Origin of the sequence: Rhizobium johnstonii 3841 (genome assembly GCF_000009265.1) — a bacterium.
GTDB classification, from domain to species: Bacteria; Pseudomonadota; Alphaproteobacteria; order Rhizobiales; family Rhizobiaceae; genus Rhizobium; species Rhizobium acaciae.
The window spans coordinates 175,129-192,559 of sequence record NC_008380.1; the positions used below are offsets into that span (position 1 = coordinate 175,129).

Consider the following 17,431-nt stretch of genomic DNA (forward strand, 5'->3'; position numbering starts at 1 on the left):
CTGGTAGAAAATGCCCGGAATGGGAAAATTATCACCCCTCTTGGTTAAAGACCTCTGAACAAGGCACCACAGGCAGCCATGACAGCGAAGAAAAAACCGAAGGTCTACATCACCCGCAAGCTGCCGGATGCCGTCGAAACCCGCATGCGCGAACTCTTCGACGCCGAGCTGAACATCGACGACGCGCCGCGCTCCGTTCCCGAGCTGATCGCCGCGGTCAAGACCGCCGATGTGCTGGTGCCGACCGTCACCGATCGCATCGACGCGGCGCTGATCGAACAGGCGGGACCGCAGATGAAGCTGATTGCGAGCTTCTCCAACGGCACCGATCACATCGACGTCGAGGCGGCGGCGCGCAAGGGCATCACCGTCACCAACACGCCGAACGTCCTGACCGAGGACACCGCCGATATGACCATGGCGCTGATTCTCGCAGTTCCGAGAAGGCTCGGCGAAGGTGCGCGCGTGCTGACCGACAAGCCGGGCGAATGGGCAGGCTGGTCTCCCACCTGGATGCTCGGCCGGCGCATTCACGGCAAGCGCATCGGCATCGTCGGCATGGGCCGCATCGGCACGGCGGTGGCCCGCCGCGCCAAGGCTTTCGGCCTGTCGATCCACTATCACAACCGCAAGCGCGTCAATCCGGCCGTCGAGGACGAGTTGGAGGCGACCTATTGGGAAAGTCTCGACCAGATGCTTGCCCGCGTCGACATCGTTTCGGTCAATTGTCCGTCGACGCCGGCGACCTTCCACCTGATCTCGGCCCGCCGTCTGGCATTGCTGCAGCCGACGGCCTATCTCGTCAACACCGCACGCGGCGACGTGGTCGACGAAGCTGCGCTGATCAAATGCCTGAGGGAGGGCCGGATTGCCGGCGCCGGCCTCGACGTCTTCGAGAACGAGCCTGCCGTCAACCCGAGGCTCATCAAGCTCGCCAATGAGGGCAAGGTCGTGCTGCTGCCGCATATGAGTTCGGCGACGATCGAAGGCCGCATCGACATGGGCGACAAGGTCATCATCAATATCCGCACCTTCATCGACGGCCATAGACCGCCGAATCGGGTACTGCCGGGTCGTTGAAGAACGCTGTAAATCAGGCGACGCAGATCGGAGGCGCAAGGACCTTGCGCATCTCGACGAATGTCGTCCTGGCAAAGCCGGGATGCGCCTTTTCGGCGGTTCTGCAAAATCCCCAGGCGGCAAAGACGGCGTGGTTGTCGGTGAGTTCGATCCGCGTTTCCAGCCGCAAGGCGGGAAGGTCGAGCGCCGCAGCGGTCTCCTCGGCAAGTGCCAGCAGCCGTTTGCCGAGGCCCTTGCCCTGCACCTCAGGCAGAACGGCGAGCTTGCCGACATAGAGACAATCGGCCTCCGGCCGCAGGAAGAGGCAGCCGATCAGTTTTTCGCCGTCGATGGCGACATGACCGATCTCGGTCCCGGCCTTTTCGGCCAGTGATGCCGTCGTCAGCTTGAGCGCCGAAGATGGCGGGTCGATCCTGCCGTTCATGGAGGCGAAGGCGGAAAGGATGAGCGCCAGCAGTTCGTCCCAGCGCGTGAAAGTCTGATCAAGCGGAACAATCCTCATCCCGCCTGTCTCTGTGTTGTACGGCGTCGTTTGTAACGGATGGTGTCGAAGCGGGCCGAGAGCGCGTCATAGAGCAGCAGCCGTCCGACCAGCGGTTCGCCGATGCCGGTGACGAGCTTGATAGCCTCCATCGCCATCATCGTGCCGATGACGCCGGTCAGCGCGCCGATGATGCCGGCCTCGGCGCATGCAGGAATCAATCCAGCCGGCGGCGCTTCCGGAAACAGGTCACGATATCTAGGGTTGGGCGTTCCGTCCTCAGCCGTTTCATAGGGCTTGAGAACCGTCAGCGAGCCGTCGAAGCGCCCGACGGCGCCGGTGACGAGCGGAATGCGCGCTTCATCAGCCGCATCGGCGGCGGCATAACGGGTGTCGAAATTGTCGGAGCCATCGATCAGCAGATCGAAGCCTGAGAGCTGACGGCGGGCGGCCTCCGGGGAGAAGCGTTCCTCGAAGCGGATCAGTCGGACATGTGGATTGAGCCTGGCGATGGCGAAGGCGGCACTCTCGGTCTTCAATTCGCCGATCGTGCCGGAATCATGGATCACCTGGCGCTGCAGGTTCGACAGCGACACCCGGTCGTCGTCGACGATACCGAGCGTGCCGACGCCGGCTGCGGCCAGATATTGCAGGACCGGCGCCCCGAGGCCACCGGCGCCGATCACCAGCACGCGGGCGGCTTTCAGTTTCTGCTGGCCGGCGCCGCCGATCTCGGGCAGCAGGATGTGGCGGTGATACCGCGCGATTTCTTCCGGGCTGAGCGGTTCCATGGCGCCGATGTTATCATGACGCCCGACGCCGGGAAAAGCCGCCTCGGTCATTCGAACACCCTTCCGTCTGCCACCGTGAAAAACTGCGCCTTGTCGCCGAGTGCTGAAAACATCGCGCGATCCGTTCCGGTCATGAAGGCCTGGCCGCCGAGCCCGTCGATAAGGTCGAATAACGCGGCGCGGCGGCCCTCGTCGAGATGGGCCGCGATCTCGTCGAGCAGCAGGATCGGCGCATGGCCGGTGAGATTGCCGACCAGCCGCGCATGCGCAAGCACCAGGCCGACAAGCAGCGCTTTCTGCTCGCCGGTGGAGCAACGTTCCGCCTCCATCGCCTTTTCGCGGTGATGCACGATGAGATCGGCCCGGTGTGGTCCCTCGAGCGTGCGCCCTGCGCCGGCATCGCGGTAGCGGCTCTCCGCCAGCATCGCCGCGTAGTCGTCCTCGAGGTCGACCGAGGGGCGCGAGAACTGACCGTCCATGAAGCCCGAAAGCTGCAGCGATGCCGAAGGGAAGGGCGACGTTTCGCGGGTTTCCTCGATCAGCCGGGTCAGCAGGCCGAGCATCTCCTGCCGGGCGAGCGCCATGGCGATGCCGAGGCTTGCCATCTGCTCCTCGATGCCGGCAAGCCAAGAGGGATCGAAGCGCCCTTCATCCAGCAATTTGTTGCGGCTGCGCATGGCGCGTTCGAAATCGCTGGCGCGGCGGCCATGGGCGGGATCGAGCGACAGCACGAGCCGGTCGAGAAAGCGGCGCCGGTCGGAAGAGGCGCCGGTAAAGAGCCCGTCCATCGCCGGTGTCAGCCAGAGAAGGCGCAGATGGTCGGTCAGTTCGTCGGCAGTCTTTGCCGTCGTGCCATTGATGCGCAGCTTGCGGGCGGTGGTCTCCTCGCCCGTTTCGATGCCGGTGCCGATCTCGACGTCGCCCTCCATGCCGTCGAGCGCGGCGAAGATCGAAAAGCCGCCGGCCGCGCCGACGCGGGTAATGTCGCCATAAGCCGCGCGGCGCAGACCACGGCCAGGCGAAAGCAACGAGACTGCCTCCATGAGATTGGTCTTGCCGGCGCCGTTGTCTCCAGTCAGCACGGCATGCCGACCATCAAGGGCAAGGGCCGCCGCCGCATAGTTGCGGAAGTCTGTCAGCTTCAGACGGGAAAGAGAAACCTTGTGCGGCATCGAATGTCCGGAATCGTAAAGCGTGACAGCTAAGCCGAAGCGGCGCTGATGGCAAGGCTGGCAGCTTTTTGGCCGCGGATCGTGTACCGCCGCTGCTGCCGGACGTCAGGGCGCAGCGGCTGGCACCACAGCCATGGCACTTTCAAAATTCGGCTAAAAATACAACCATCGGAGATGGCCTGACATCGCCAAGCCGATCCCGTCGACAGTCATTGCCAATGTCTTCCAGCGCCGGATATTCAAGGTTTGCCGCCATCCTTTAAGGCTACTGACGTTACGTAAAGCCCAAAAAAAGTTGGTTGAACTTTGCAACTGTAGGGTTGAGTTATCCGATGCAAACGATATGGTAAACGGACCGTTTACGTATAAGAGAGTGATGAAGTGCCAGATCCGGTTGATATTATCGTCGGTCGCAACGTCAGACAGTTTCGCGCCCTTCGCCGTGTTTCCCAGCTCGAGCTTGGCGAAGCACTCGGACTGACTTTCCAGCAGATCCAGAAATACGAAAAGGGGGCGAACCGCGTTTCCGCCAGCAAGCTGCATCAGATTGCGGTTTTTCTCGACGTCGACATCTCTGCTCTCTTCGAGGGTGCCGGCATGTCGCCATTCGGCAGCCGTGTCGAACTCAGCCCCGACGCCTATGCGCTTGCGCTGAGCTACGACAAGCTGAACTCACCGGCAGGCAAGGAAGCGGTCAAGACCATCGTCACCCTCATGACGGGCGAATCAGCCGAAACCACCGCCTGATTCCATCGCAGCAATCACGGTTCCCACGGAAAGCACGACCTATTCAAGGTCTGGATGATTTCCGGACACCCGCGGGCGTGCAGCGGTATTGGGGGATGAAGTGCATCAGCACAAAGACCGGAAGCAGGCCGCCTGATTGAGGTTCGATGCCGCGCGCTTCAGTGAAGCTCGCATTCGTGCAGCGCCATCAGCAGATCGTCCTGCGTCTGGTGGCCGGCATGATAGAGGTCGATCGCAATGCTGGCGATGGAAAGGCCTTGCTGACTGCGAAGCTTGATGTTGCGCTCGGCGCACCATGTGTAGATGGCGCCGGCGAGAACGTCGACGTCTTCGGACTGAGATGAAAAGGCTGGCGCCATGGCTGATACCCTTGGTTTGTTTGTTCCCGCTAGCGCTAAGGACGCTCTATCACTTTGATTTGGTGCATGACCCCGAAATCGATTCCGGCTCCCGGGGTCATGCACTGACGGCAGAGACTGAATTCATTTGGAAAACTTGCAAGCGGCATCATCTGGCTGCGTTAACGCAAGTCGTCGTCCCGCCCGCTGCCGTATCGATCCGGGACAGATTCGCCGGCATGGACGGCGAATGTCGCAAATCAAGATTCTTAAAACAAAAAAGCCGGAGACGTTTCCGTCCCGGCTTTCGTAATGGGCATGTCGATTGCGGCTCAGCCTTCGAAGAATTCCTTCATGCGGGCAAAGAAGCCCGTCGATTCGGGATTGTTCTCCTTGGAGGAAAGCTGCTCGAATTCCTGAAGCAATTCGCGCTGGCGCTTGGTGAGCTTTTGCGGCGTCTCGATCTGGATCTGGATGTAGAGGTCGCCCGTCTGCACCGAACGCAGCACCGGCATGCCCTTGCCCTTGAGGCGGAACTGTTTGCCGACCTGGGTGCCCTCGGGCACGGTGACGCGCGACTTGGTGCCGTCGAGCGTCGCCACGTCGAAGGTGCCGCCGAGCGCGGCCGTCGTCATCGAGATCGGAACGGCGCAATAGAGATCGGCTCCGTCGCGCTGGTAGAATTCATGCGGTTTGACGGACAGGAAGATATAGAGGTCGCCTGCCGGTCCGCCACGGGCGCCGGCCTCGCCTTCGCCCTGCAGCCGGATGCGGGTGCCGTCCTCGATGCCGGCGGGAATATTGACCGAGAGCGAACGCTCTTCCGTCACCCGGCCCTGGCCGTGGCACTTCGGGCACGGATCGGGAATGATCTGGCCGCGGCCGTGGCAGGTCGGGCAGGTCCGTTCGATCGAGAAGAAGCCCTGTGCCGCGCGCACGCGCCCCGTTCCCTGGCAGGTGCCGCAGTTCTTCGGCTGCGTGCCGGGCTTGGCGCCTGAACCCGAACAGACGTCGCAGGTGATCGACGTCGGAACGCGGATCTGCGCCGTCTTGCCGGAGAAAGACTCTTCCAGCGTTATTTCCATATTGTAGCGAAGATCGGCGCCACGTTCGCGGCCGCCCGACGAGCGCTGGCGCGCGCGCCCTCCACCCATCATCTCGCCGAAGATATCTTCGAAAATATCGGAGAAACCGCCGCCGGCAAATCCGCCGCCGCCGCCGCCCATGCCGCCATGCTCGAAGGCCGCATGACCATACCGATCATAGGCCGCCCGCTTCTGCGGGTCCTTGAGCATCTCGTAGGCTTCGTTGATTTCCTTGAACTTCCGCTCGGCGTCCTTGTCATCCGGGTTCTTGTCCGGATGGTATTTCATCGCCAGTTTGCGAAAGGCGCTCTTCAGCTCTTTCTCGTCCGCCGACTTGGCTACACCCAGAGTTTCGTAAAAGTCCGCTTTTGCCATTAAGGATTAAACCCCGGAAATGGATTTCCGGCTGCCATGGTGAGCAGCCGGATCAGATGTTGAAGCATAACCACGCCGTCGCGGATTACGCGGACTTCTTGCGGTCGTCGTCCTTGATTTCCTCGTAGTCGGCATCGACGACATTGTCGCCGCTTTCCGCAGAAGCATCACCGGCAGCGCCGCCTTCGGCCTGCTGTGCCTCATAGATCGCCTGGCCGAGCTTCATCGACACTTCCATCAACGTCTGGGTCTTGGCCTTGATGTCGTCGGCATCGGGCTCGGACGCTTCCGACGCCGTCTTCAGCGCGGCGATCGCATCCGAGATTGCGGTGCGGTCGGCCTCGGAAACCTTGTCGCCATAATCCTTCAGCGACTTTTCCGAGGAATGGATCAGGCTTTCGGCCTGGTTCCGGGCTTCGACGGCCTCGCGGCGCTTCTTGTCCTCGGTTGCATGGGCTTCGGCATCCTTTACCATCTTCTCGATGTCGGCGTCGGAAAGACCGCCGGAAGCCTGGATGCGGATCTGCTGTTCCTTGCCGGTGCCCTTGTCCTTTGCCGAAACCTGGACGATGCCGTTGGCGTCGATGTCGAAGGTGACTTCGATCTGCGGCATGCCGCGCGGCGACGGCGGCAGACCGACGAGGTCGAACTGGCCGAGCAGCTTGTTGTCGGCAGCCATTTCACGCTCGCCCTGCGAAACGCGGATGGTCACGGCCTGCTGGTTGTCTTCGGCGGTCGAAAACGTCTGGCTCTTCTTCGTCGGGATCGTCGTGTTGCGTTCGATCAGCCGGGTGAAGACACCACCGAGCGTCTCGATGCCGAGCGACAGCGGCGTCACGTCGAGGAGCAGGACGTCCTTGACGTCGCCCTGCAGAACGCCGGCCTGGATGGCGGCGCCAAGCGCTACCACTTCATCCGGGTTGACGCCCTTGTGCGGCTCCTTGCCGAACAGCTGCTTGACGACTTCCTGTACCTTCGGCATGCGGCTCATGCCGCCGACGAGAACCACTTCGTCGATTTCGGCAGCGGTAACACCGGCATCCTTGAGCGCTGCCTTGCACGGCGCGATCGTCCGCTGGACGAGATCGTCGACCAGGCTTTCGAGCTTGGCGCGGGTCAGCTTCAGCGTCAGATGCTTCGGGCCGGAGGCGTCGGCCGTGATGAACGGCAGGTTGATTTCGGTCTGCTGCGAGGACGAAAGCTCGATCTTTGCCTTTTCCGCAGCTTCCTTGAGGCGCTGCAGGGCAAGCTTGTCGTTCTTCAGGTCGATGCCGTTGTCTCTCTTGAACTCGCCGACGAGATATTCGACGAGGCGCATGTCGAAGTCTTCACCGCCGAGGAAGGTATCGCCGTTGGTGGACTTCACTTCGAAGACGCCGTCGCCGATCTCGAGGATCGAAATATCGAAGGTGCCGCCGCCAAGGTCGTAGACGGCAATCGTCTTGCCTTCTTTCTTGTCGAGACCGTAGGCGAGAGCCGCAGCAGTCGGCTCGTTGATGATGCGCAGGACTTCAAGACCGGCGATGCGGCCGGCATCCTTGGTTGCCTGGCGCTGCGCGTCGTTGAAGTAGGCGGGAACGGTGATGACGGCCTTCTCGACCTTTTCGCCGAGATAGGATTCGGCCGTTTCCTTCATCTTCTGAAGGATCATCGCGGAAATCTGTGCGGGCGAGTAGCCCTTGCCATTGGCTTCGACCCAGGCGTCGCCATTGTCGCCCTTGACGATGGTGAAGGGAACGAGGTGCTTGTCCTTCTCGACGGTCGGATCTTCGTAGCGGCGGCCGATCAGGCGCTTGACCGCAAAGAGCGTGTTCGTCGGGTTGGTGACTGCCTGGCGCTTGGCCGGCTGGCCGACGAGGCGTTCGCCATCATCGGAAAATGCCACCATGGAAGGGGTCGTACGCGCGCCTTCCGCATTCTCGATAACCTTCGCGTCCTTGCCGTCCATGACTGCGACGCAGGAATTCGTCGTTCCAAGGTCGATACCAATTACTTTTGCCATGTCATTCTCTCCTTGAAGCAAGCTGTCGGAACCCCGAGAAGGCATTTCCCTGACAGCCCCTTACGGGATGGGTCTACTTGAGATTACGCAATCGTGATTGCGGTGATGCGGCGTATATAAGGAGCGGTTTTCTGGACTGCAAGGCGAGAAATGGCCCGGAATCCAGCAAAACGAATGTGTTGCGTTCAATTTTTACAGTAGCCGGGAAAGAGGTCGCCCCATCTCCGGAAAGCGGTCGTTTTTTAGGGCATGTTGCGCAAAAGTGCGAGGCGCGAATCTGAAAGATTGCGGCGCGCTTAAGAGCATCGGGCTTGTGCCGGGCATGCAGCAAAGATCTCACTGGCCCATGATCAGATCGAGCAGCGTCGTGCGCCGCGGCTGGACGGAAGAGGTGGTCTGCGCGCCCCCGACATCGCCGGGCGGCACCATGCCCTCATAGCCAGAACCGCCGCCTTCGGCAATGTCTGCGGGCGGAACCGGGCCGCTGCCGGAGGTCGCCGCCTGCTGCCGGACAGGTGCTTGCGGATAGCGGTTTGCATTGTCGTTGCCGCCGAAGACGCCGGAAATGATACCGCCGATCGTCGATGGCGGCGCCTCCGCCGTCATCGGTTGCCCGCTGCCCAACTGCCCATTACCCGGTGCCTCAGCCATCGGCTGACCGTTGTTCGGATCGGCGATCAACTGGCCGTTGCCGAAGAGCGGCGCCGGCGAAAGACCCTTGTGGGCGGCGATCATGAATTCCTTCCAGGCTTTGGCGGGCAAGCCGCCGCCGGTCACTTTCTTCATCGGCTTGCCGTCGTCATTGCCGAACCAGACACCCGTGGTGAGGTTGCTGGTGAAGCCGACGAAGAGCGCGTCGCGCGAATTCTGCGTCGTGCCGGTCTTTCCCGCCGCCTGCCAGCCGGGGATCTTGGCGCTCTTGCCCGTGCCGTTGTCGATGACGCCCATCATCATCGCATCCATTTCGGCGGCGATCTGCTCGGACAGCACGCGCGGCGGGCTGTCATAGGTATTTTCGTAGAGAACCTTGCCTTCGGCCGTCGTCACCCGGCGGATGACGTGCGGCGTCGCCTTGTAGCCGCCGTTCATGAAGGCGGCATAGGAGGCGGTGAGTTCCATCAGCGAAACCTCGGACGTGCCGAGCGCGATCGAGGCGTTCGGCTGCAGCTCGCTTTCGATGCCGAGCCGGTGGGCAAGCTTGATCACCTGATCCGGCCCGTCATACATCACCAGCTGGGCGGCCACGGTGTTCAGCGACTTGGCAAGCGCAGTCGCCAGCGTCACTTCGCCATTGTATTTCTTCTCGTAATTCTCGGGCGTCCAGTCGCCGATCCGGATCGGCGCGTCGTTGAACACTGAATAGGGCGTCAGCCCCTTTTCGAGTGCTGCGGCATAGACGAAGGGCTTGAACGAGGAACCCGGCTGGCGTTTGGCCTTGACGGCGCGGTTGAACTGGCTCGTCGCATAGTCCCTGCCGCCGACGAGCGCTCGGATCGCGCCGGTGCCGTCGATCGAGACGAGGGCGGCCTGCGAGGCGTCGAGCTTGCCGCCCTCCTTGTCGAGTATGTCGACCAGCGATTGCTCGGCCTTCTTTTCCAGCGACTTGTCGATGGTCGTATCGACGATGACATCTTCCTTGACGTCGCCGATCAGACCCGGCAGCTCGTCCATCACCATGTCTGCGACATAGTGCCCGGCGCCGGACCAGTAGCTCTTGGCCGAAGCCGGGGTCTGCGACATCGCCGTCTTGACCTCGGAATCGGTGATGAAACCCTGTTCGCGCATCGCCGCGAGCACGAGCTGGGCGCGTGCATTCGCAGCTTCCGCATCGCGGGCCGGCGAAAGCCGCGACGGCGCCTTGAGCAGGCCGGCCAGCACAGCGGCCTCGCCGAGGTTTACGTCACGCGCCGATTTGTTGAAGTAGCGGCGCGAGGCTGCCTCGACGCCATAGGCGTTCGATCCGAAGAACACCCGGTTGAGATACATGGCAAGGATCTGGTCCTTGGTGTATTTCTGCTCCAGCCAGAGCGAGAGCAGCACCTCCTGCACCTTGCGTTCCAGCGTTCTTTCAGGCGAGAGGAAGAGGTTTTTGGCAAGCTGCTGCGTGAGCGTCGAGCCCCCCTGGACCATGTGGCCAGCCGTGAGATTGGTCACGATAGCCCGGCCGAGGCCGAGCGGATCGACGCCGAAATGCGAATAGAAACGTCGATCCTCGATTGCGATGACGGCTTCTGGAATATAGGGCGACATGTTTTCGAGCGACAGCGCCTCGCCGCCGGTGGCTCCGCGATTGGCAATGACGCTGCCGTCGACAGCGGTGATCTTGACGTTCGGCGGCCGCTCCGGGATCGCCCATGTGCTGGCGCTCGGCATGCGAGAGCCATAATAGACCACGAGCCCGGCAACGCCGATGCCGGCCCAGATGAAAAGCACGACGCACCAGTAGATCACGCGGCGCATGAAGCCGAAAAACCCGCCGCCTTCACGCTCCGGCGGCTCGCGCCGCCGTCGGGGGGCGGCGCGCTGCGGCGGGGGTTTCGAGCCGCCGCGGCGCTGAGATCGGCCTCCGGCGATGCGATCGTCGGCATCGAGCGAGAATTCGTCATCGTCGCGCGCCGGGCGGCCGCTGAAGGAGGGTTCTATTCTGTCGCCTGATCTGCCTCTGCCTGCCATCGCGGACCGGTCACACCCCATGTTCGATCGCGAAGTCAGCTTCGCATAACGGCGCTCTTCTGCAGCGCCGCGCGTCTTTTCAGGCGCGCAAAGGACGCTGGAGCACTTTGAGTGCCGCCGTGATCATCCGACTGAACTGTAAATGCGGCGATTTAACGGGGTATTAATAATGGAAAGTAAAGCAGATCACGCCGGGCGACAGCTTGGCCTTCAGAACTGCCGGGCCTCGTAATCGTCGAGCGTTTCCGGGTCCTGCTTATATTCCCACTCGCCCAGATGAAAGCGGCGCCAGATCTGACCGGAAGGGTTGAGGTTCGCCCCATCGGTAAGGCGTACTGGCAGGATCGGATTGTGTTTATGCCAAACGGTAACATCTATGGCGGCTGCCCGAGGGGCAAAAAGCCCGAGGAAAGCCAGGTAGTCTTGCGTCATCAGGGTCCAGCCTCGAACGGATTAAGATCAATCCGCAACTTCACAAAAGTGCAATAAACAATCCCGCAAGACAAGAGCTTCGCGATGGCCTCACATCAAATTGTCGGTGACCGCATTCGAGGACCGATGCTTCCTCGGCGGCTCTTATCTTGCGCTCACCGGCCAATTCGCACGCTCATGAAAAAAAGACCTGAAGTGCGTCACGTGAATCACGGGTGATACGACGCATTTTTAGTGCCGCGCGTCTTTTCGAGAGACATAAAAAAGGCTGTAACACATTGAATTGCCGCATAGTGTCTCCTCAAATCGGCTCTGCTTCAAGGAATTATGCAGCAGGCGGAACCAATAGGCCTCGCGATTGTTTATGAAGAAGCGGGACAGCCCCTCACGTCCCGCGAATGATCGGCCGTCTCCCCTCAACGCGCGCCGATCGACATCAGGCCCGGTGCACCCCTCATGGGAGCGCCGGGCTTTTTTTGGCAGCGCTGCGTCTTTTCAAGACGTGCAAAGGATGCCGTAACATTTTCAATTATGCGGTAGGCTCTGTTTACAGGACGAGCTGCATCTTGAGATGGGGGCGGCATTGCTGCCGCCCGCGATATCTCAGTCGCAGGACGGATCGCCCGGGCGGCAGACGAAGGGCGAAGCCCTGGGGTCCGGGCGATTGTAGGTGTCGGCTTTGCCGCCATTGAACTGCGGCAGGTCACGGAAATCCGAACTCCTGGTGTTGCCTCTGTTGTCGTTATCCCGGCGGTCCGACCGGCGAATATCGTCTCTGCGGTCGTCCCTTCGCTTGTCGTCGCTCCAGTCCCGGTCGCGATCCCGGTAAACGCGGTCGCGGTAGTAATAGTCCGGGCCACGACTCCAGCGGTCGCGCTCGCGGTAGAAATCACGGTTGCGATAGTAGCGATCCCAATAATTGCCGACACTGAAGCTGACCATCGGAATGCCCAGCGGACGGTAATATTGCGGGCCGACATAGACGCGGCGTTGCTGATAGACGGCTTGCACGTATTGGCCGGAAACCCAGCCGCGGCCGCCATAGAATTCGACGTCGCACCAGTTGACGTTGGAAAGGCATCCACGGATTTCGACGGAGGAACCGGCGGGCACGACTGCGACAGCAGGGTATCGGGTGCTTGGACCCGCACGCATGTTGACGTTCGCCGTCGAGTAGCCCTCGGCGGCCTGCGCTATGGCCGGAGCCAGCACAAGCATGGCGGCCGCAGCGACTTTAACAATGAGATTTTTCACGCTTCTCACTCCTCGTTGGCGCGTTTTTCAAGCAGCGCTTGGCTGCGTTTTCTTGGCATATGCCATCTGGAACAAAACATGGAGCGATCGCTCGCATTTGTTAGAGCGCCACTATTTTCATTGTCTTTCAATAGCTTATACTCCGGTGGTGATGAACGCAGCTTGAACGGGGGGAATTTTGTGACGCAATATCGCGTTCTCGATAGGCCCTGTGAAATCGCAAATGCGTGGACCTTAAGCGCGGTCGGGCCGTGCGATTCCATTGAGCAAGCGCCGTTAACGGCCCATTAACCTTTCGGCGGCAGTCTCATTGCAATACCCGCTTGCTCCTTGACCACGGATGAACTGGCACTGAGATGAGCGGATGACGAAAGGCCGGGTCGAACCGGCCTTTTTGTTGCTTGCGACTTTGCCTGGCGCATCTTCCTTCAGGCAGCGAGCGCCTCAAGAATCCGCACCCAGGAGCGGATGCCCTTGTGGTAGGAGACGAGCTCGTATTTCTCGTTCGGCGAGTGGATGCGGTCATCGCTGAGGCCGAAGCCGACGAGCAGCGATTCCATGCCAAGCATCTTCTGGAAATCCCCGACGATCGGGATCGACCCGCCCATGCCGATAACGATGGCGGGTTTCGGCCACTCGTCGGAAAGCGCGTTCTTCGCCTTGGTGAGAACAGGCGAATCATAGGAAAGATGGATCGCCGGCGAGCCGCCATGCGGATGGAACTCGACCGAGCAATCGGCGGGAATTTTCGAGCTGATATAGCTGCGGAAAGCCTCGCGGATGGCGGCCGGATCCTGCGTGCCGACGAGGCGGAACGAAACCTTGGCCGAAGCCTTGGCGGCGATCACCGTCTTGAAGCCTTCGCCGGTATAGCCGCCCCAGATGCCGTTGATTTCGGCGGTCGGCCGAGCCCAGGTGAGTTCCAGCACCGACCGGCCCTTTTCGCCGGATGGGATGGAAAGGCCGACTTCGCCAAGGAAGCTCTCCGCGGTCTTGCCGAGCGTCTCCCATGACGCCTTGATGTTGTCGGGCGTTTCCTCGACGCCTTCATAGAAGCCGTCAAGCGTGATGCGGCCCGTCTCGTCATGCAGACCGGCAAGAGCCTTGACGAGAATATGGATCGGATTGGCGGCCGCGCCGCCGAAGAGACCGGAATGCAGGTCGCGGTCGGCGGCCGTCACGATCACTTCCTCGCCGACGAGGCCGCGCAGCGCTGCGGCGATCGCCGGCGTGTCGCGGTCCCACATGCCGGTATCGCAGACCAGCGCATAATCGGCCTTGAGCTCGGTGGCATTGGCTTCGAGGAAGGGCTTCAGGGACGGCGAGCCGGATTCCTCCTCGCCCTCGAAGAGGATGGTGACGCGGCAGGGAAGCGCGCCGTTGATCTCCTTATAGGCCCGGCAAGCCTCGACGAAGGTCATCAACTGACCCTTGTCGTCGGAGGTGCCGCGGCCGGTCAGGATCTTGCGGCCCTCGCCGACATCCTTGATCGATGGCTCGAAGGGGTCGTTTTCCCAGAGCTCGATCGGGTCGACCGGCTGAACGTCGTAATGGCCGTAGAAGAGAACGTGCGGCGCATCGGCGGAAGCGCCGGCATGGTGGGCGACCACCATCGGATGGCCGGGCGTGTCGCGGACCGAGGCCGTAAAGCCTAGCCCTTCAAGATAGGCGACGAGCCATTCGGCGGCCTTTCGGCATTCGGCTTTATAGGCGGGATCGGTGGAAATCGACTGGATGCGCAGAAGTTCGAACAGCTTGTCGAGGCTCGATGAAAGGTTCTGATCCGCGCGCGCAAGCACCTGGTTTACATCGGTCATTTTCGACTCCTTTTGAAATTCGGCCGGACGATAGACCAAACCAGAAAGGCAGGCGAGGCGGAAAAACAAAAATCGTCGGCGCGAAAGACCGGTGGGGCATAGACCAATATCAGGAAGATTTGCCGGATAATATAAAAGTGAATTCTAATTCAATTTACAGTTATTTAGTACAACCTAAATAGCTTGACCGAATTCAGCTGTGCGAGGTTCGGATGTTTTCGGTCATTACATGTATTCGGGACAACCACGATTGGCGGCTGGTGCTTGCGGCGGCGGCGGTCTGCCTGGTCGGCACTATGGCGGCTATGCTGCTGCTTTCCCGCGCCCAGGAATGCGATGCCGGGCGGCGCAAGCTCTGGATCGGCGCCTCGGCTTTTGCTTTCGGCACCGGCGTATGGGCAACGCACTTCATCGCGATGCTGGCCTATGACGGCGGCATGCCGATCGGCTACCAACTGGGCCTGACGGCGCTTTCTTTCCTCCTGTCGGTTGTCGGTTCGTGGGCGGCAATCCTCGTCGCTTCGGAAAGCCGCGGCAGGTTTTCTCGCATCCGCGGCGGCGTCCTGATGGCGCTCGGCATCGCCTCCATGCACCTGACCGGCATGCAGGCGATCGAAACGCAGGCGGCAATCCTTTATGATCCCTTCATGACGCTGAGTGCGGTTCTCGCAGGAGCGCTGTTGTCGAGCGCCGCCTTCCACGCCTTTTTCCAATCGAAGGGACTGAGGCGGCTCCTCGCCTCGTCAATCACTTTCGTCCTCGCGATCTGCGCTCTCCATTTCATCTCGATGGCTAGCATCACGCTCGTGCCGGATCCCGGCAAAGAGGTTCCGGCAACGGTACTCGATGCCAGCCTGCTTGCTGCGATCGTCGTTGTGGCGGCGACGACGCTCATTCTCATTGCGCTCGCGGTGGTCTTTATCGAAAGCCACCTGACGGATCTGAAGGGGCTCGCGAATGCCTCGCAGGAGGGGCTGCTGATCCTGCGGGAAGGCCGGATCATCGATGCCAATGAACGCTTCCAGGGGCTTTCCGGCTGGAAGCTTGCCGGTCTTTCCGGCAAGGCGCCCTCGGCTGTTTTGACCGCTGTTCAGGGGACTGGGCAGAACAGACCCAGCGAGACGGTGCTCAACACCAGGGACGGCAGGGAGATCGCCGTCGAAGTGACCGCGAGCAGGATCGTCTATCGCGGGCACAATTGCGAGGTGCTGGCGGTGCGTGATCTCACCGAGCGCAGGCAGGCCGAGGAGATGATCGAGCATCTCGCCCACCACGACGTGCTCACCGATCTGCCGAACAGGTCGCTGTTCGATACCCGCATCCGGCAGGCGCTGCAGATGGCCGAACGAAAGAACAGCGAGGTTGCCCTCTTTTATCTCGACCTCGATCGCTTCAAGGCCGTCAACGATATCTTCGGCCATGCCGAAGGCGACCGTATTCTCCGCAAGGTCGCCTCGATCCTGCGCCGCGTGGCCGATGAAAGCGATACAGTCGCTCGCCTCGGCGGCGATGAATTCGCCATCATTCAGCTCGCCGGGCAGCAGCCGGCGGCGGCCCAAAAGCTTGCGGCTGATATCCTTGGCGAATTCGCCGCCGAGATGGACACGGCGCGCGACCCGACCGCCGTCGGCGTCAGCGTCGGCATCGCACTCTATCCCACGGATGGCGCTGCTGCTGAAGAACTCTGCAACAATGCCGATACTGCACTCTACCGCGTCAAGCATGACGGTCGCGGCAAGATCTGTTTCTTCGACGCGGAAATGGATAAGGCGGCACGGAACCGCCGCCAGATCGAAAGCGAACTGCGCCATGCGATCATCCGCAACCAGATCCATGTCAGCTATCAGCCGATCCTCGATGCGCTGAGCGGCGAGATCGGCGGCTACGAGGCCCTGATGCGCTGGAACCGGCCAGGTCACGGCCTGACCGAGCCCGATATCTTCATCTCGATCGCCGAGGAAAGCGGCTCGATCGTCCAACTCGGCGAATGGGTGTTGCAGCAGGCCTGCAGGGAGGCTGTGCGCTGGCCGCTGCCGTTGATGATCGCCGTCAATCTCTCGCCGGTGCAATTCATGCTGCCGAACCTCTGCGAGCGGATCGAGGCGATCCTTGCCGAAACCGGGCTTGCGCCCAGCCGGCTGGAGCTCGAGATCACCGAAGCGGCCCTCATTCGCGATCGCGACCGGGTGATGACGACGCTGCTGCGGCTGCACAAGCTCGGCGTGCACATCGTCATGGATGATTTCGGCACCGGTTTTTCCTCGCTTTCCAACCTGCGTTCATTCCCTTTCGACAAGATCAAGGTCGATCGCAGTTTCACCGGCGTGCTGGAACATGATGCGGGGGCGCGCTCGATCGTGCGCGCCATCATCGGCCTTGGTCATAGCCTCGGCATGCCTGTCGTGACGGAGGGGGTGGAAACCGAGATGCAGCGCCGGATAGTCGTCGAGGAAGGTTGCGCGCAAGTGCAGGGCCTTTTACTCGGCAAGCCGGATATCGAGCCGAGCATCAAGCTTGCCGCTCACGAAAACGTCCTGACCGCGCAGATCGAAACCGGCGTGTCCTCATTGCGACGCGCACAGGGTGCTGGTGAGTGATCTTACAGCGCCGCGCGTCTTTTCACACGCGCAAAGGACGCTGTAACACTTTTGGACTGCTGCATAATTCTATCCTCAAATCGATTCCGATTTAAGGAATTATGCAGTGGTCAGAGCGCCTTGGCGTTTTCCAGAAGCCGGCGGATATATTCAAGCGTCAGCTCACGCTCGAAAACCCGGAAACCTTTAAACAGCGCAAGATCGGCCTCCCGCGCGGTCTCGATCGCCTCGGCCTCCATGGCGCGCGCCCTCGGCGTCAGGAAGAGCAGCTGCGCCCGCTTGTCGGACGGATGCGGACGGCGCTCGATCAACCCGTCGCGGACCATGCGCGAAAGCGTATTGGCCATGGTCGCCTGCTCGATATCGACCCGCTCGAGAAGCTGTTTCTGGGTCAGCCCGTCCTCGGCCCAGAGTTCCAGCAGAATGGGGAACTGCCCCGGAGAAAAACCGAGCCCGACCGCGCGCTGGTGCAGCGAGCGGGCAAAACCCTTCGCCAGCTGGCTGGCAAGGTAGGCTCCCGAATCCATGCGGTTAAATCCCATGATTGCAAGTTAGGCTCAAAACCATGCCGGAGACAATGCAGCAAA

At 61.3% G+C, this 17,431-nt stretch carries 14 protein-coding genes; 3 read left to right on the top strand and 11 right to left on the bottom strand.

Going from position 1 to position 17,431, the window contains the following annotated elements; all coding sequences use genetic code 11:
• Positions 1–78: 78 nt before the first annotated feature.
• Positions 79–1,080 carry a 2-hydroxyacid dehydrogenase gene (locus RL_RS00780; protein ID WP_011649963.1) on the top strand — a complete coding sequence of 334 codons (1,002 nt, stop codon included), beginning with the start codon at positions 79–81 and terminating at the stop codon, positions 1,078–1,080.
• A gap of 13 nt (positions 1,081–1,093) precedes the next feature.
• Here RL_RS00780 and RL_RS00785 read toward each other — a convergent pair whose 3' ends face one another.
• The 3 genes from RL_RS00785 to recF are packed head-to-tail and all read right to left on the bottom strand — an operon-like array spanning position 1,094 to position 3,524.
• Positions 1,094–1,582, bottom strand: a complete 489-nt coding sequence (locus RL_RS00785; protein ID WP_011649964.1) for a GNAT family N-acetyltransferase — start codon at positions 1,580–1,582, stop codon at positions 1,094–1,096.
• Entirely contained in the window at positions 1,579–2,403 is an 825-nt protein-coding gene (locus RL_RS00790; protein WP_011649965.1) for a molybdopterin-synthase adenylyltransferase MoeB, read from the bottom strand. The genes RL_RS00785 and RL_RS00790 overlap by 4 nt, the downstream gene beginning before the upstream one ends.
• On the bottom strand, positions 2,400–3,524 hold the full coding sequence (gene recF / locus RL_RS00795; RefSeq protein ID WP_011649966.1) for a DNA replication/repair protein RecF: 1,125 nt from the start codon (positions 3,522–3,524) through the stop codon (positions 2,400–2,402). The genes RL_RS00790 and recF overlap by 4 nt, the downstream gene beginning before the upstream one ends.
• A gap of 381 nt (positions 3,525–3,905) precedes the next feature.
• Here recF and RL_RS00800 point away from each other — a divergent pair, with 381 nt between their 5' ends.
• Positions 3,906–4,271, top strand: a complete 366-nt coding sequence (locus RL_RS00800; RefSeq protein ID WP_011649967.1) for a helix-turn-helix domain-containing protein — start codon at positions 3,906–3,908, stop codon at positions 4,269–4,271.
• 158 nt (positions 4,272–4,429) lie between these two features.
• Here the strand turns inward: RL_RS00800 and RL_RS00805 are convergent, their stop codons facing one another.
• The 7 genes from RL_RS00805 to RL_RS00835 all read right to left on the bottom strand — a co-directional run bounded on the left by RL_RS00805 (position 4,430) and on the right by RL_RS00835 (position 14,247).
• Positions 4,430–4,630: a hypothetical protein gene (locus RL_RS00805; protein WP_011649968.1), complete on the bottom strand. Its 201-nt coding sequence runs from the start codon at positions 4,628–4,630 to the stop codon at positions 4,430–4,432.
• Positions 4,631–4,941: 311 nt separating this feature from the next.
• Positions 4,942–6,069, bottom strand: a complete 1,128-nt coding sequence (dnaJ, locus tag RL_RS00810; protein WP_011649969.1) for a molecular chaperone DnaJ — start codon at positions 6,067–6,069, stop codon at positions 4,942–4,944.
• 85 nt (positions 6,070–6,154) lie between these two features.
• The gene (gene dnaK / locus RL_RS00815) at positions 6,155–8,071 is read right to left on the bottom strand and encodes a molecular chaperone DnaK (RefSeq protein WP_011649970.1); all 1,917 of its coding nucleotides are present in this window, start codon (positions 8,069–8,071) and stop codon (positions 6,155–6,157) included.
• Between the two features lie 336 nt (positions 8,072–8,407).
• Positions 8,408–10,744: a transglycosylase domain-containing protein gene (locus RL_RS00820; RefSeq protein WP_011649971.1), complete on the bottom strand. Its 2,337-nt coding sequence runs from the start codon at positions 10,742–10,744 to the stop codon at positions 8,408–8,410.
• Between the two features lie 210 nt (positions 10,745–10,954).
• Positions 10,955–11,176, bottom strand: a complete 222-nt coding sequence (locus RL_RS00825; protein ID WP_003544378.1) for a hypothetical protein — start codon at positions 11,174–11,176, stop codon at positions 10,955–10,957.
• Positions 11,177–11,779: 603 nt separating this feature from the next.
• Positions 11,780–12,430 (bottom strand): SH3 domain-containing protein, encoded by a 651-nt coding sequence (locus RL_RS00830; protein ID WP_011649972.1) that lies wholly within the window; start codon positions 12,428–12,430, stop codon positions 11,780–11,782.
• Positions 12,431–12,858: 428 nt separating this feature from the next.
• The gene (locus RL_RS00835; RefSeq protein ID WP_041936123.1) at positions 12,859–14,247 is read right to left on the bottom strand and encodes a dipeptidase; all 1,389 of its coding nucleotides are present in this window, start codon (positions 14,245–14,247) and stop codon (positions 12,859–12,861) included.
• 212 nt (positions 14,248–14,459) lie between these two features.
• Here RL_RS00835 and RL_RS00840 point away from each other — a divergent pair, with 212 nt between their 5' ends.
• Positions 14,460–16,844 carry a bifunctional diguanylate cyclase/phosphodiesterase gene (locus tag RL_RS00840; RefSeq protein ID WP_011649975.1) on the top strand — a complete coding sequence of 795 codons (2,385 nt, stop codon included), beginning with the start codon at positions 14,460–14,462 and terminating at the stop codon, positions 16,842–16,844.
• Between the two features lie 110 nt (positions 16,845–16,954).
• On the opposite strand, the gene RL_RS00845 is transcribed toward RL_RS00840, so the two are convergent.
• Positions 16,955–17,371 (bottom strand): MarR family winged helix-turn-helix transcriptional regulator, encoded by a 417-nt coding sequence (locus tag RL_RS00845; protein ID WP_003544385.1) that lies wholly within the window; start codon positions 17,369–17,371, stop codon positions 16,955–16,957.
• Between the last annotated feature and the right edge of the window lie 60 nt (positions 17,372–17,431).

Coding starts and splice junctions, on each gene's coding strand:
- RL_RS00780 (WP_011649963.1), top strand. CDS start 79: ATGACAGCGAAGAAAAAACCGAAGGTCTACATCACCCGCAAGCTGCCG.
- RL_RS00845 (WP_003544385.1), bottom strand. CDS start 17,371: ATGGATTCGGGAGCCTACCTTGCCAGCCAGCTGGCGAAGGGTTTTGCC.
- RL_RS00785 (WP_011649964.1), bottom strand. CDS start 1,582: ATGAGGATTGTTCCGCTTGATCAGACTTTCACGCGCTGGGACGAACTG.
- RL_RS00790 (WP_011649965.1), bottom strand. CDS start 2,403: ATGACCGAGGCGGCTTTTCCCGGCGTCGGGCGTCATGATAACATCGGC.
- RL_RS00820 (WP_011649971.1), bottom strand. CDS start 10,744: ATGGCAGGCAGAGGCAGATCAGGCGACAGAATAGAACCCTCCTTCAGC.
- recF (WP_011649966.1), bottom strand. CDS start 3,524: ATGCCGCACAAGGTTTCTCTTTCCCGTCTGAAGCTGACAGACTTCCGC.
- RL_RS00840 (WP_011649975.1), top strand. CDS start 14,460: ATGTTTTCGGTCATTACATGTATTCGGGACAACCACGATTGGCGGCTG.
- dnaJ (WP_011649969.1), bottom strand. CDS start 6,069: ATGGCAAAAGCGGACTTTTACGAAACTCTGGGTGTAGCCAAGTCGGCG.
- dnaK (WP_011649970.1), bottom strand. CDS start 8,071: ATGGCAAAAGTAATTGGTATCGACCTTGGAACGACGAATTCCTGCGTC.
- RL_RS00805 (WP_011649968.1), bottom strand. CDS start 4,630: ATGGCGCCAGCCTTTTCATCTCAGTCCGAAGACGTCGACGTTCTCGCC.
- RL_RS00825 (WP_003544378.1), bottom strand. CDS start 11,176: ATGACGCAAGACTACCTGGCTTTCCTCGGGCTTTTTGCCCCTCGGGCA.
- RL_RS00835 (WP_041936123.1), bottom strand. CDS start 14,247: ATGACCGATGTAAACCAGGTGCTTGCGCGCGCGGATCAGAACCTTTCA.